The organism is Calothrix sp. NIES-2100, from assembly GCF_963875285.1.
Taxonomy (GTDB): domain Bacteria; phylum Cyanobacteriota; class Cyanobacteriia; order Cyanobacteriales; family Nostocaceae; genus Aulosira.
Map to the genome: position 1 here is coordinate 5,892,425 of NZ_CAWNLA010000001.1, position 15,615 is coordinate 5,908,039.

Sequence of the window (15,615 nt, forward strand, 5' to 3'; positions counted from 1 at the left end):
TAGGGGCGGGTTTATTTAAATCATTGTTGATCGGTGAGGATATCTGTGAACCCGCCCGTACAGTGGACAGTGGAAAAAATATATAAAAACCGCCGACAAGGGGACGTGGTATTAAACCAGATCCAAAAAAACAACTGACAACTGACAAATGACAACTGACACGCGAAATGCAATAAAATTACTGTTTATTTCTTAATAAATTCTCAAGATATCTTGATTTTATCTTTAAAAAACCTGTTGAATACACCTATGATATGTAGCTTTTCAAAAAGTACTAGCTAAAAATATCAATAATTATGTATCATGATAAACAAATAACTGGGAAGCAGGAATTTTGAGTATAGGAAAGTACAGAAAGGTTGACGGTGCTTTATTGATTTTTCAGGTGTATTCTTAGGTAATCAGTTTTTGTTTTTCCGGCATTGGGTAGGGGAAGGGAGATGATCGTGACACAAGATAAAGCCCTAGCAAATGTTTTTCGTCAGATGGCAACTGGAGCGTTTCCGCCGGTTGTAGAAACGTTTGAACGCAATAAAACGATCTTTTTTCCTGGCGATCCTGCTGAAAGAGTTTATTTTCTTTTAAAAGGTGCTGTTAAGCTTTCTAGGGTGTATGAAGCAGGAGAAGAAATCACAGTAGCACTGCTGCGGGAAAATAGCGTTTTTGGTGTGCTGTCATTGCTGACAGGAAACAAGTCCGATAGATTTTACCATGCCGTTGCATTTACCCCTGTAGAATTACTGTCAGCTCCAATTGAACAGGTGGAGCAAGCACTCAAGGAAAACCCAGAATTATCAATGTTAATGCTGCGAGGTCTGTCTTCGCGAATTTTACAAACAGAGATGATGATTGAAACTCTTGCACACCGAGATATGGGTTCAAGGTTAGTAAGTTTTTTGTTAATTCTCTGTCGAGATTTTGGTGTTCCTTGCGCTGATGGGATCACAATTGATCTGAAGCTATCTCATCAGGCGATCGCGGAAGCAATCGGTTCTACTCGCGTTACGGTGACTAGGTTACTTGGAGATTTACGTGAGAAAAAAATGATTTCTATCCACAAAAAAAAGATTACTGTGCATAAACCTGTTACCTTAAGTAGGCAATTCACTTAAAAGCAATTGGGGGAAGCAGAGGTGGCAGGTGTTGTGTTTTGAGAGATAACACCGATAATGGAGGTAGATCTCAAAATTGACTAAATATCTCCACCCAAAAGCGGACTCTTGATGTTGTCAGCGGTCAGTTGCTTTGAATCTATGTACCGCCAGTCCAGTTGCTCCAGAGTGGAAACCAAAAAGACCGCAGGGCTGCGACAAGGAAACGGTGCATAAAACTTTCATCAAAAACAACTGACAAGTACGGGTTTAGCATTGCTAAACCCCTATAACTGACAAATGACACGCCAAGCAAGTAAATTCAGCTATTGTCAATCTCTATATCCCCCACAAAAAATGGTTGAAAGTAGTAGGCTGTATCTGGAAGCATTTCGGTAGCTGAAGATGACCACCGGGTACATCCTCATTGCAGCAATTTTAATTCTGGGGGGCATGCTTGCCACTGTCGGCGATCGCATCGGCACACGAGTTGGCAAGGCGCGCCTCTCTCTATTTAAGTTACGTCCTAAAAATACGGCAGTAGTAGTAACTATTTTTACTGGTACTTTAATTTCAGCATCAACTCTGGCAATTTTATTTGCTGCGGATGAAGGATTGCGCAAAGGGGTTTTTGAGTTAGAGGATATTCAAAGGGATCTGAGAAATAAACGCGAACAGCTAAAAACCACAGAAACCCAGAAAAGTCAAGTAGAAAGTGAGTTGAACCAAGCGAGGACAGCACAAGCCCAAGCTCAAAAAGACTTACAAGCGATTAATCAGTCCTTACAAGCGGCGAATGCTAAACAACAGGCTACCCAAGCCCAACTCAACCGTACTCAAACTCAACAAGCCCAAACCCAAGCTCAATTAAACCGCACTCAAACTCAACTAGGACAAGTTGTAGCTCAATATCAAAAAGCAATAGCGGAACTGCAAAGCGTTTACGACGAGAAAAAGAATCTCTTGGCGGAAATCGAACAACGGAAGATAGAACGCCAAAGACTCTACGCCGAAGCAAAAAAAGCGATTGACGAAGCCAAAACAGCTATTGCTAACCGCGATCGCGAACTCGCCAACCGCCAAGAAGCAATTGAACAGCGAGACCAAAAAATTTCCCAGTTAGATAAACTGATTCAACAGCGCAATTTAGAAGTTGCAACCCGTGAACAGGTAATTGCTAAACGAGAATCTCGTCTCAAAGAATTGGAAAAGCAACAGAACTACCTAGAGCAGGAAGTTGCTAGGCTGGAAAAATATTATCAGTCTTACCGTGACCTACGTTTAGGGAAATTGGCTTTGGTGCGAGGCCAAGTTCTATCTGCGGCTGTGGTTCAGGTTAACCAACCCACAGAAGCCCGTCAAGCAGTTATCCAACTGCTCAACGAAGCTAATCAAAATGCTATCCTCGAATTAGCTGAACCTGGGACAAATACAGGAAATAATGTCCAAATACTCCATGTTACCCAGGATAGAATCGAGCAATTGATCAAGCAGATTAATGATGGTCGTCAATATGTCATCCGAATTTTCTCTGCTGGTAATTACGTGAGGGGTGAAAAGCAGATAGAATTTTTTACCGATACAGCAAAAAACCAACTAGTCTTTTCTGGGGGACAGGTACTAGCTACGACTACCGCCGATCCCAAAATCATGACATCTTATCAGCTAAGACAGCGGATTGATTTGCTGATTTCCGCTTCCCAATTTCGTGCCCGTAATGCGGGAATTATTGAAAATGTGCAAGTAGAAGGTACTTTTCTGCGCTTTTTTGCCCAACTCAAACAATTTGATCAACCTTTAGAGATTAAAGCGATCGCGGCTGAAGACACTTTTACAGCCGGGCCACTGAGAGTAAAGTTAGTGGCAATAATTAACGGTCAAGTTATTTTTAGCACTTAAAAAAAGTATTCAGGGATTAGGGGCGAGGGGTTAGGAGATGAAGGAAGGGGGACAAGGGAGACAAGGAGGACAAGGAATTTTAGATTTTAGATTTGCGATAGCGCAGCGTTAGCGAGTCCACGAGCGTCTTTTGGATTCTAATCTAAAATTTAAAATCCAAAATCCAAAATTGTTTTCAATGCCCCATGCCCAATGCCCAATGCCCAATTGTTTAAATTTTGAATTGCTTATGACTCTTCGTGAATTCTCACCGACACAACCAGTCATTTTAGGCTTTGATCCCGGTCGAGATAAGTGTGGTATGGCGGTGATCGGACTGGATCGGCAAATACATTATCACCAAGTTGTGATTGCAAATGAAGCGATCGCTACCATTGAAACCCTTCGTCAGCAGTTCCCTATATCCTTAATGGTGATGGGCGACCAAACTACAGCGAAGCAGTGGAAAAAAAGACTGCTTCAAGAATTAGTAGAACCGCTAAATATTGTGTTAATTGATGAACGCTACACTACTTTAGAAGCACGCGATCGCTATTGGCAAATGTACCCTCCCAAAGGACTGACAAAACTATTACCCCAGGGTATGCGACAACCCCCACGACCGATAGATGATATTGTTGCCATTCTTTTAATTGAAAGGTACTTAAATCGTTTAGCCGAATCAGTTAACAGTTAACAGGTAACAATAGTTAGGAATACCTAAAGTTCAGCGCGGATAGTGAAAGCATAGTCGCCTCCAGGCTCCAACTGGTAATCTTGTTTCTCCAAGAAGCGCCCCAGAGGTTCTTTAATTAAAGCGCGACCTTGGGAAGGCTTCACAGACAGTTCTCCCCGGCGAAAATGCCATTGGAACTGCCATTCATACTCACCCGCACTCACTTCGCCCTCAAGGAAGCCGTGTTGCCAAGATTGGCGGGTAATTTTGACATGGGCGATGGTTTCTGGCAGACGTTTAGCACTCACAATGCTGTATGTTAAGTTGGGAATTAAAGTTAACCACGTAGGCTAATTCTTTTAATACCAAACATAGCGTAAATTGAGAAACTGACAAAATGAGTATTTTGAAAAGAGAATAGGAAAATACCCTATAAATACGGAGAATGTGCCGCGAAGCATTGCGTGGCGGTATAGGCTTGTACAGCATTTATATGCTGAGCTAATTTTCCCCTTGATCGGGAAGCTGGCTGACAACCCCAAAGTGCAATCAATACATTTAAAAAGATTGTGCTAAATTGGTTTTGACTGTGAGTGATTCACCATATATTGTTTTGAATCAATGAGAGTGACCCTGAAGCAATCCTCGAATGAACGTATTTTCCGAGGATCGATTTTGCTCAGGATAGAAGCTGATGATATTTGCACTCAAATTTGGACATCATGTATATTCGATCCTTATCAAGAACTGTACATCTGGCTGGGGCAAATTCGAGACTCCCAACTACCCGCAAAAATGATAATAGATGAGGAAGGTCATGGAGTAGAGCTGATAGCTGAGTATTTGAGCGATCTACTTGTGCAATTCCGAATTGAGCCGTGGATGTGTGGGAATGATACTACAACACGCCTCAAGATTACTACTGAGCGTTCTGAATTAATCGAGGCTTTTCATCATGGAATCATCAAATTTATTCAAGATGAGTATCAACCATTACAATGGTCAGACATTGATGATCTGAGCAATACAAATTGGGGAGCTTTGCTCAAACCATATAATATATCTGGTCAAAATTGGCGAACACGTTTAGCAATTTACAGGGGAGGACATGGTAGGGTTCCCGAAACTGGACGTGAAACCGTATGGAACCAACTCACCCTAGAACAGCAATGGCTGGTAATTCTACATGATGTACTGCTATGGACTACACAATTAACAGCTAACGGTCAAATCACAGAAGCTTATGCACTTGTCAGCTTCTACAAAAATTTACCAATCGATATTGCTTTAGGTGAATTTGATGCAAGTTGGTATGAGAAGCGAAGAATTGAAATCAACAAAAAATATGGACTGCATGAGAACTTTATAGAAAGACGAACATCTTATAATCGTAGTGCTTTAGCAAAAGCAAGATTGAAAACGTTTAAGCTTGGTCAACTTGTAGATGGCAGTATCCGTGGAATTAGGTGGTATGGTGTCTTCGTTGATATTGGGGGATATTTTGCGCTACTACATATAAACGCAATTTCTCAACAAACTGTTGAGCATCCAGAGCAGGTTTTTCAAGTAGGTCACTGGGTAAGAGCAATAATTATCTGGATTGATGTTGAAAAAGGGCGAGTATCACTCTCGACTAGCGATTTAGAGCCTGAACCAGGTGATATGTTAAAAGACCCATTGGTTGTCTATGAAAAAGCCGAAGAAATGGCGGCAAGATACAATCAGAACGTCGTATTAAAGCTGGAAAGTGAATAGTGCCAGTCACGTTTTTTATGACTACAAAATGTTATTTAATTCAATCTAGTGGTTCATCGCATTAATTTTGCTCTGCTGCTAGATCCCCGACTTCTTAAAGAAGTCGGGGATCTGAACCCTCGCAACGCTTCATAACTTATGCGATGAACCACTAGCCTGCGGCCGCAGGCTTTATTCTTGTAGCCGTGACTTCAGTCGTGCGGCTGCGATTCACCTAAACTTAATTACATCGAGCCTGTCTACACAGGGTTAGTTTTTTAGCCGCGACTTCAGTCCTGCGGCTTTAATAATTTTAAAAGCTGAATTAGAGAAGCATACAGCGATGCCTTGCCCTAAGGCATCGCGGATTTTAGATTCAATCTAAAATCCCAAATCGATTTACCGATTTACTGCTGCTGCTTCTCGCGCCGCAGCTGCTTGGTCAGGATGGATACCTAAACGTGTGAGGTTAATCCGACCTTTGTTGTCAATTTCGCGTACTTTGACAATCACTTCATCACCAACAGCTACTTCATCCTCAACTTTGCCAACCCGGTAGTCAGCGAGTTGAGAAATGTGAATCATACCTTCTTTCCCAGGCAAAAATTCCACAAAAGCACCTATAGGTATAATCCGAGTCACTCGTCCCACATACACATCACCTTCGTGCAGTTTGCGGGTCATGCCTTGGATGATATTTCTGGCTTTCTTAGCTTTGCTTTCATCCACAGCAGAAATTGTGACTGTGCCATCATCTTCGATGTCAACTTTTGCACCTGTTTCTTCAGTGATGCCTTTAATTGTCTTGCCTCCCGGCCCAATCACCAGACCAATCATGTCTGGATCGATCTTAATGGTCAACAGACGTGGGGCATAGGGTGAAGTTTCTGTGCGCGGTTGGTCGATGGTTTGCAGCATTTTGTCCAAAATGTGCAACCTAGCTGATTTGGCTTGGTGGACGGCTTGGGCGATAATGTCCAAAGACAAACCGGAGATTTTCATGTCCATTTGTAAGGCTGTAATCCCCTTATCTGTGCCGGCAACTTTAAAGTCCATGTCGCCTAAAAAGTCTTCGATACCCTGAATATCAGTAAGAACACGGACTTCATCGCCTTCTTTAATTAGACCCATTGCTGCACCGCTGACGGGCTTGAGAATTGGCACGCCAGCATCCATTAATGCCAGGGTGGAACCACATACCGAACCCATCGAGGTGGAACCGTTGGAGGACAGAACTTCCGATACGACGCGAATTACGTAGGGAAAATCTTCTTTCGCAGGTAGCACAGGTAACAGCGCTCGCTCGGCTAATGCGCCGTGTCCAATTTCCCGCCTTCCTGGGGCGCGCATCGGCTTAGTTTCCCCGACTGAGAAGGGTGGGAAGTTGTAATGGTGTAAGTAGCGCTTGGATTGGTCTGTTTGCAGGTCATCGTTAAGGTTTTGCGCATCTCCGGGTGTACCTAGGGTACAGGCGGATAATACCTGGGTGAGTCCCCGATTAAACAAGCCACTACCGTGGACACGCTTAGGTAAGACATCAACTAAACAAGAAACAGGACGCACTTCATCGAGTTTGCGACCATCAACCCGAACGTTGTCTTCGATGATTTGACGGCGCATGAAGTGTTTGGTAATTTCCTTGAAGGTGTTACCAAGGGCTTTGCTATTGGCGGTGGTAGCAACGCGAATGGGATCTTCTTCAGGAAGTTCAGCGATCGCATTAGCAATATTATCCTTAACTACATCCAAAGCTGCATCCCGCTCTGGCTTAGTCAACTCAAATTGCGCGAGAATTTTCTTAATCTCTTGACTAGCGCGATCGCTAATAAACTTGTCTAAAGTTTGGTCTACTTCTGGGGGTGTTGCTTGCACAATTTCTAGACCCAGTTCTGCAACTAAATCTTGTTGCGCCTTGATTAAATCCCTGACTGCTTCGTAGCCAAAATCAATCGCCTCGATAATATCTCTTTCTGGTAACTGATTGGCTCCCGCCTCTACCATGATCACACCGTCTGGTGAACCTGCCACGATCAGATCCAAGTCTCCAGCTTCGATTTCTGCATAGGTAGGATTAATGACAAAATCATCACCTACTAAACCTACCCTAACTGCGGCCATAGGCCCATGAAAGGGAATTTGCGCAATCAAGGTAGCAATTGAAGCACCTGTCACAGCTAACACATCGGGTGGTACTTGCTCATCCATTGACAATGTCAAGGCGACAATTTGCAAGTCATCCCGCAACCATGAAGGGAACAGTGGACGCAGGGGACGATCAATCAGACGGCTGGTAAGAATTGTTTTTTCTGGTGGACGACCTTCACGCCGCATGATCCCCCCGGGAATCCTACCCGCAGCATACAGTCTTTCTTCGTAATCTACTGTGAGGGGAAGAAAATCAATGCCTTCTCTGGCTTGCGATCGCGTAGCCGTCACCAAAACAGCTGTATCCCCTGATTGTATCAAAACCGACCCACCAGCTTGGGGTGCTAGTAGGCCTACCTTCAGTCGAATATCCCGTCCGTCAAAGGATATTGACTTATCAACTTCTGTCATTCAGTTTTTTTTCCTTCTATGCACGCTATTCTCTCTCTGTGGCAATCCTAACATTTATGCACTCTAGCTGGCTTTAGGTAAATACAAAGATCCACAACTTTGTCAATCTCAATAGGACTGACGCAACTGGCACAATAAATAAAGGTTAAGGTTGTCAAGAGTTAATAGTCCATAGTCCATAATCGAGAATCTCTTGACTATTGACTATTGACAGCCTCACTAGAAAACTATGACACGCAGGCATATATTTACGAATTGATACTTGATTGCAGCAATACAGATAAATAGTTGATCGGTAGTGGAAAAATGGCAATTTTACACGGTATTTGGTTAAATAAAAAGCAAAATGGTTGTTTATTTATTTGGGGGGAAACTTGGCGTTCTGCACAGGTCAATTCTGAGTCTAGTGCCGCTTTTGATATTCCACCACATCCATTGGCAATGACACCAGTGGAGTTAAGTGAGTGGTTGCGTTCCCAAAATCTCAAAATTGCCAACTTGATTCAGCAACCCCAGGTGGCTGTTAGCGCGGGGCGAAAACGTCAAAGTGCAAGTGTAACTGAAGTCCTAGCCACACAATCTCAAATAATTGCTTTACCATCTCAAATATCAGCAAGCAGCATTTTTCCCCTGCATTCGGCTGTTGTGGAAACACAAACAGACTCCGCACCATACCTATACCCTTGGCGAGTTGAGGGTTTTTGTCTTCATCCTACCGCAGCCATAAAATTTCTTTCCTCTCTTCCTCTCAGTACTATTAGCGGCGATGATGCATTTTTAGCAGGAGATTTACGCTTTTGGTCACAGGTAGCCCGTTGGAGTTTGGATTTAATTTCTCGGTGTAAGTTTTTACCTACAACCCAAAAACAAGCGGATAGTTCAATAGTTGCTACTTGGCAAGTACTTTTAGATAGTGCTGTTGATGGGACAAGATTAGAAAAGTTTTCTGGGTTGATGCCATTGGCTTGTCGGATGTATCAACTAGGACTGGGGAGTGAGGAATTTACTCAATCTCAACTATATGTAGACTTACCTTTGCAGCCACAAGAATTACTTTTAGGATTTCTCAATAGTACAATTGATGCCCAAGTCCGGGAAATGGTAGGTTCTCAACTCCCAATTGAAACCAAGATTATGGCTTCCCTACCAGCGGCAGTGCTACAGTGGTTGCAAGGCTTAACGAATGAATCGCCAATAGTTAGTGCAGATGCAATGGGAGTAGAAAGACTACAAGCGGCACTGACAGCTTGGACGATGCCGCTACAATATCAATTAACTCATAAAGCGCTATTTCGCACCTGTTTTGAATTGCGATCGCCAGAAGTTGGGGAATCAGAATGGAAATTGGTATATTATCTCCAAGCTGCGGACGATCCAGAATTTTTAGTAGATGCAGCAACAATTTGGCAGCATCCAGTTGAACAATTAATCTATCAAAATCGCACCATCGAACAACCCCAAGAAACTTTTATGCGGGGTTTGGGGTTAGCTTCCCGATTGTATCCGGCGATCGCATCCAGTTTGGAAAATGAATATCCCCAATCTTTAAGTCTTAACCCCATCCAAGCATACGATTTTATTAAGTCTGTGGCTTGGCGCTTGGAAGATAGCGGTTTAGGCGTGGTTTTACCAACGAGTTTAGCGAACCGTGAGGGATGGGCGAACCGTTTAGGCTTGAAAATAACTGCGGAAACACCAAATCAAAAACAGGGACGCTTAGGATTACAGAGTTTGCTAAATTTTCAGTGGAAATTGGCGATCGGTGGGCAAACAATTTCTAAAGCGCAATTTGACAGGCTGGTAGCATTAAATAGCCCACTGGTAGAAATCAACGGCGAGTGGGTAGAGTTACGTCCCCAAGATATTAAAACAGCCCAAGGATTTTTTGCCTCTCGGAAAGAGAAAATGTCCCTGTCCTTAGAAGATGCTTTACGCTTAAGTACAGGAGATACCCAAGCTATTGAAAAATTACCAGTAGTCAGCTTTGAAGCCTCTGGTGCATTACAAGAATTAATTGGGGCGTTAACCAATAATCAGGCGATCGCACCTTTACCCACACCAGCTAACTTTAAAGGACAGTTGCGACCTTATCAACAGCGAGGTGCTGCTTGGCTAGCTTTCCTAGAACGTTGGGGTTTGGGCGCATGTCTCGCAGACGACATGGGTTTAGGTAAAACCATCCAATTTATCGCATTTTTGCTACACCTCAAAGAAGAGGATGCATTAGAAAAACCCACTTTACTAGTTTGCCCGACTTCTGTATTAGGTAACTGGGAAAGAGAAGTTAAAAAATTTGCTCCCACACTCAAAATTTTACAATATCACGGTGATAAGCGCCCCAAAGGTAAGGCGTTTACAGATGCAGTGAAAAAGTATGATTTAATCGTCACAAGTTACTCACTAATTCATCGTGACCTTAAATCATTACAAAGTGTTGATTGGCAAGCGATAGTATTAGATGAAGCACAGAATGTGAAAAATTCTGATGCCAAGCAATCTCAAGCAGTACGACAATTAGAAGCAGCATTCCGCATTGCTTTGACTGGTACACCAGTAGAAAATAGATTGCAAGAACTTTGGTCTATTTTAGATTTTCTCAATCCTGGTTATTTAGGGAATAAGCAATTCTTTCAACGACGGTTTGCTATGCCAATTGAAAAGTATGGTGATTCCTCTTCTTTAAATCAATTGCGTTCCTTAGTCCAACCGTTTATTCTGCGGCGACTGAAAACAGACCGTGATATTATTCAAGACTTGCCAGAAAAGCAAGAAATGACGGTATTTTGTGGACTTACTCCTGAACAAGCGACACTTTATCAAAAAGTCGTGGAAGAGTCTTTAGCTGAAATTGATACCGCTACAGGATTACAACGCCGGGGAATGATTTTAGCTTTATTAATTAAGCTAAAACAAGTCTGCAATCATCCAGCCCAATATTTAAAAGAAAGTTCGTTAGGAAAATATCATTCAGCCAAACTTCAGCGCTTGGATGAAATGTTAGAAGAGGCATTAGCAGAAGGCGATCGCGCTTTAATCTTCACCCAATTTGCCGAATGGGGTAAGTTACTTAAACCCCATTTAGAAAAGCAGCTAGGAAAAGAAATCTTTTTCTTGTATGGTAGCACCAGCAAAAAACAACGTGAGGAAATGATCGACCGTTTTCAACACGACCCCCAAGGGCCACCGATTATGATTCTTTCTTTAAAAGCTGGTGGTGTGGGGTTAAATTTAACCAGAGCAAATCATGTCTTCCACTTTGATAGATGGTGGAACCCCGCAGTTGAAAATCAAGCTACAGACCGAGTATTTCGGATTGGACAAACCCGCAATGTCCAAGTACATAAATTTGTTTGTACTGGCACATTGGAAGAAAAGATTCATGACATGATTGAAAGTAAAAAACAACTAGCAGAACAAGTAGTAGGTGCTGGGGAAGATTGGCTCACTGAACTAGATACAGACCAACTCCGCAATTTACTTTTACTCGATCGCAGTTCTGTAATTGAAGAAGATGCAGAATAATTTCGGAGTTTCAACCAATTTAATGTGAAGTTGCACATATCCTGATCCCCTTAAATCCCCCTGAAAAACGGGGACTTTGATTCTTTTCCCCCCTTTTTTAAGGGGGGTTAGGGGGGATCGAATTCTATGCAGCTTCATAAAGAATTGGTATTACAACCAAATTATTCAGGACTTAATAATTCTCAATGTAGGGTGTGTTGTCGCCAAGCGCCGCACCATTCAAAATTTAAGGTGCTATACCCTCAGCAATAACACAAAATACAAATTTATATTTAATAGAAAATAACATACCTTTATTCTCTAGACTCTACGATTATGTCTAACCAATTTGCCCACGGTTATGCTTTGTTAATTGGAGTTGGTAGAACAGCCGAACCAAAATGGTCATTACCCGTTACAGTCAAAGATGTGCAAGCAATAAAAACCGTGCTAACCGATGCAAATTTGTGTGCCTATAATTCTGCAAATATTCGCTTATTGCAGAATGAGCAAACAACACGTAGCGCAATTGTCGCTGGATTAACCTGGTTACAAGAAAAAGCAGCAGGCGATCGCAATGCCACAATAGTAGTTTATTACTCTGGTCATGGATGCTTTGACTTAGCAAGCCAGTGTTATTACTTACTGCAACATGACTTCAAATCCTCAGATATTGCTAACACCGCCCTATCTGCCCCAGAATTTACACAAGCCTTGCGACAAATTCCAGCAAAGCGGTTGTGGGTAGTAATTGATAGCTGTCATGCAGAAGGTATGGCTACTTCCAAAGGCGAACTACCTGCGGATTTTATCGCCACAGCCTTACCTAAGGGTGTTATAGATGACTTGAAGCATGGGGAAGGAAGGGCAGTCTTTACATCATCCAGGGGTAATCAGAGTTCTTACATTCGCCCTGATGCTACCATGAGCGTCTACACTTATCATCTCATGGAAGCATTGCAGGGAGCCGCTAACAAGCCAGGAGACACCACAGTTATGCTCTCAAACCTGATCAATCATTTAGGGAAAACTGTGCCAGAAAGCGCTAGAACCCTGTGTAGAAAAGAACAAACGCCATTTTTTGATACAGCAATGGAAGATTTCCCCATTGCGATGTTGCGCGGCGGAAAAGGACTAGCAAACGCAACCCCAGACTTGCCTAAAATTATGAGCGATCGCGAAGTCGTCACACCAGCACTCGCAAGAGCAAAACGAGCATTAGCTATTTTGGAAGAACAAGCCGCTTCCTATGGAATCAGGATTCCCGTAGATTTGCAGATTGAATTGGAAGAAAAACGCCGACAAGTAATTGAATTAGAATCCCGACATCAAAGAACTGGATTAGATTAATTAAAGTCCACAGGTAGGGGCATGGCATTGCTCATTGGTGTCAACTTAACCTGAAACCCATTTACCGCAAGGAACTGAAGTTCCTTGCTCATAGCGAAAGTCATCTAAAGATGACTAGATATCCTCAAAATCTTGAGTCTACTTTAGTAGACTTGGGCTATTAGCCTTGGAATTCATTCCAAGGCGGGCGACGGAACACCAAGCGCCGAGTAATTTACACAAACTTTCGCCTTCATTTCACCAAGCGCCGAGTAATTTACACGAACCTTCGAGTTCCGAACAGCAAGCGCCGAGTAATTTGCACGAACCTTCGAGTTCCGAACAGCAAGCGCCGAGTTCTGAACACAAACTTTCAAGTTCCGAACAGCAAGCGCCGAGTAATTTGCACGAACCTTCGAGTTCCGAACAGCAAGCGCCGAGTTCTGAACACAAAACGCCGAGTTCCAAACACCAACTTCCCCCTTCCAGGGATGCCGCGAAAAACTTATACAATCAAATGAGATGAAAATCTTCCCTACCCAGGCACACAAATAAACTAAAAAGCTAATTCCATCACAATTAATTGCATATTTTTTTATTATTGATATAACTTTATGGATGATCGAGAAGCACTACAGCGCACACTCAACCGTGCCCGTCGCGCCCTCCAGCTAATAGAAGAAGAAAAAGCTAGTTATGGCATTCGAGTTCCAGTAGATTTGCAAATTGAACTAGAGGAGAAACAAAAAGAAGTAGCTAGCCTAGAAGCGCGATTAAATCAGTTACAGGGAAATAACACCGTAACAGTGCCCGATAACCTTCCCCGCTACACCGATGTATTTGTCGGACGCAAAGCCGAAATTGCCCGTTGCATGGAAGCACTTTCACCAGAGGAACGGGGCTGGGGTGTGGCGATTGATGGTATTGGTGGTATGGGCAAAACAGCCTTAGCCCTGGAGGTAGCCCACCTAGCCCGTAAGCAAGCGCTGTTTGATGCTTATCTATTTGTTTCTGCCAAGACTACTTGGCTGACAACTGAGGGAGTACGACAAGAAACCCTCGCCCTATCTTCCCTCGATAGCTTCTGCCGAGAATTTGCCAAAGGCTTAGGGCAAACAGATATTGTAAATATCACTGATAGCACCGAACGCCGCCGCGCCCTTTTAGATTCCCTGCGGGGAAGGCGTGTCTTGCTAATTTGGGACAACCTGGAAACCCTAAATACAGAAGAACGCGAGATGATTGCCGAGTTTCTGCGGAAACTGCCCACCCCCAATAAAGCCATCATCACCAGCCGTCGCCGTACAGGAGAAAGCGCCCTCACCATCCGCTTAGATCGTCTCTCGCAAACCGAGGCTTTAGAATTAATGCAAGCGAAGGGACGGTTATATCCTCGCCTAGCCCAAGAATTAAACGCAACCCAGCCAGAAATATTGACCGCTTTATATGAAGCTGCTGGTGGTAACCCCCTAGCTTTGGACTGGACTCTGGGACAGGTGGCACACAAAGGCTACTCGATCAATTTTGCCCTAGAACGGTTGCGGGATGCTGCCAAATCCAGCGATATTTACGCCTTTCTGTTTGCCGATGCTGCCAAAACTCTCTCTAAAAATGACCGCACAGTGCTGTCTGCCCTAGCTGTATTTCGCACACCAGCAACAAAAGCAGCGCTGGCAGATGCTACAGATTTAGCCCCCACTGAAATCCAAGTTGCTGTTGAACAGTTAGTTACTTTATCTTTAGTAAATGACTTGGATGGCGAACGGTTTGGACTGCATCCCCTTACCCGCACCTATATTCGCGCAGCTATCGGTGGCACAGATATTATAGGAACACAGCCGCTTGGTAAAATTCTCTTTGACTCTGCTGCTCAACGCAAAGTCCTGCGCTACTGGGTGGACTACGCGCAAAAGTATGGGGGTGACGGTAAAGATACTTACAAAACCTATGACAAGCTGGAAGCCGAATGGCAAAACCTAGAGAGTGTGGCAACAACCTTACGGGAAATAGCCGGTATCCCCGGTACGCTGAAAGACCGACAGGCTGCCCAGATGCTCATCGATTTGGAAACAGCTTTGTATAACTTCCTCTGGTTTCGCGGTTACTGGGATGAGCGGGTGCGCTTGAGTGAGTGGCGATATCAGGCAGGAAAGGCGCTGAATCAGTGGAGTGATGCTGGTTGGGGAGCCTATGATGTTGCCTTTATTTACTACAATCGCGCTGAGACGGAACGGGCAGCAATTTGGGCAGCACAGATGGCAGAGGCTATGGAACGGGGCGGTAGCCGTCGGGATCAGGCTGTTGCAATTCGGTTTCAAGGATTAATTGCAGAGCAACGCCAGAATTGGGCGGAGGCGGAGCGGCTGTATCAGGAGGCGTTAGCAATTTACCGAGAGTTGGGGAAGGAACAAGATGAGGCGATCGCTCTCAACGATCTGGGAAGAGTTGCGCGATTGCAGGGACAATACGATCGCGCAGAATCCTACTACAAGCAAGGATTGGCGATCCCAGAAAAACTAGGACATAAAGAAACACAAGCAACTTATTGCGGCAACTTGGGACTTCTCGCCTTTTACCGCAACCAGCCCACAGAAGCCCGCCCCTGGTACGAGCGTGAATTAGCCTTAGCGCAGGAAGTGGGACAACAAAACTTAGTGGCTCATGCTCAAGCGGGGCTGGCGCAAGTCCTGGAAGCAGAGAAGCGCTACACGGAGGCGCTACCCTTGGCACAGGCTGCTCTGGAAATTAGCGAGCGTCTACGCTATAGTCGCTTGGATTGGACGCGCCAACTGGTTGAGAGGTTACGGCGCAAGGCAGAAAAGCAATAATTCATAATTGATAATTCATAAT

At 43.9% G+C, this 15,615-nt stretch carries 10 protein-coding genes; 8 read left to right on the forward strand and 2 right to left on the reverse strand.

Annotation, left to right across the window (positions count from 1 at the left end):
• Positions 1 to 440 precede the first annotated feature (440 nt).
• The 3 genes from ntcA to AACU32_RS23945 all read left to right on the forward strand — a co-directional run bounded on the left by ntcA (position 441) and on the right by AACU32_RS23945 (position 3,666).
• On the forward strand, positions 441 to 1,112 hold the full coding sequence (ntcA, locus tag AACU32_RS23935) for a global nitrogen regulator NtcA (protein WP_010998529.1): 672 nt from the start codon (positions 441 to 443) through the stop codon (positions 1,110 to 1,112).
• 384 nt (positions 1,113 to 1,496) lie between these two features.
• A complete protein-coding gene (locus tag AACU32_RS23940; protein WP_096603712.1) occupies positions 1,497 to 2,990 on the forward strand; it encodes a DUF3084 domain-containing protein in 1,494 nt (497 codons plus the stop codon).
• A gap of 229 nt (positions 2,991 to 3,219) precedes the next feature.
• Positions 3,220 to 3,666, forward strand: a complete 447-nt coding sequence (locus tag AACU32_RS23945; protein WP_096608149.1) for a pre-16S rRNA-processing nuclease YqgF — start codon at positions 3,220 to 3,222, stop codon at positions 3,664 to 3,666.
• 23 nt (positions 3,667 to 3,689) lie between these two features.
• Here the strand turns inward: AACU32_RS23945 and AACU32_RS23950 are convergent, their stop codons facing one another.
• Positions 3,690 to 3,953, reverse strand: a complete 264-nt coding sequence (locus AACU32_RS23950; RefSeq protein ID WP_045872646.1) for a DUF3146 family protein — start codon at positions 3,951 to 3,953, stop codon at positions 3,690 to 3,692.
• A 367-nt stretch (positions 3,954 to 4,320) separates the two neighbouring features.
• Between AACU32_RS23950 and AACU32_RS23955 the strand changes: the two genes are divergently transcribed.
• Positions 4,321 to 5,400 carry a S1 RNA-binding domain-containing protein gene (locus AACU32_RS23955; protein ID WP_339378220.1) on the forward strand — a complete coding sequence of 360 codons (1,080 nt, stop codon included), beginning with the start codon at positions 4,321 to 4,323 and terminating at the stop codon, positions 5,398 to 5,400.
• A gap of 378 nt (positions 5,401 to 5,778) precedes the next feature.
• Here the strand turns inward: AACU32_RS23955 and AACU32_RS23960 are convergent, their stop codons facing one another.
• Positions 5,779 to 7,935, reverse strand: coding sequence for a polyribonucleotide nucleotidyltransferase (locus AACU32_RS23960; RefSeq protein ID WP_096603714.1), 2,157 nt, complete (start codon positions 7,933 to 7,935; stop codon positions 5,779 to 5,781).
• A 306-nt stretch (positions 7,936 to 8,241) separates the two neighbouring features.
• Here AACU32_RS23960 and AACU32_RS23965 point away from each other — a divergent pair, with 306 nt between their 5' ends.
• From AACU32_RS23965 to AACU32_RS23980, 4 genes are all read left to right on the forward strand, one after another.
• The gene (locus tag AACU32_RS23965; RefSeq protein WP_096603715.1) at positions 8,242 to 11,457 is read left to right on the forward strand and encodes a DEAD/DEAH box helicase; all 3,216 of its coding nucleotides are present in this window, start codon (positions 8,242 to 8,244) and stop codon (positions 11,455 to 11,457) included.
• Between the two features lie 315 nt (positions 11,458 to 11,772).
• Complete coding sequence (locus AACU32_RS23970) at positions 11,773 to 12,786, forward strand: caspase family protein (protein WP_096603716.1); 1,014 nt, start codon at positions 11,773 to 11,775, stop codon at positions 12,784 to 12,786.
• A 166-nt stretch (positions 12,787 to 12,952) separates the two neighbouring features.
• Entirely contained in the window at positions 12,953 to 13,291 is a 339-nt protein-coding gene (locus AACU32_RS23975; RefSeq protein ID WP_339378221.1) for a hypothetical protein, read from the forward strand.
• Positions 13,292 to 13,379: 88 nt separating this feature from the next.
• The gene (locus tag AACU32_RS23980) at positions 13,380 to 15,593 is read left to right on the forward strand and encodes a tetratricopeptide repeat protein (protein WP_096603717.1); all 2,214 of its coding nucleotides are present in this window, start codon (positions 13,380 to 13,382) and stop codon (positions 15,591 to 15,593) included.
• Positions 15,594 to 15,615 lie beyond the last annotated feature (22 nt).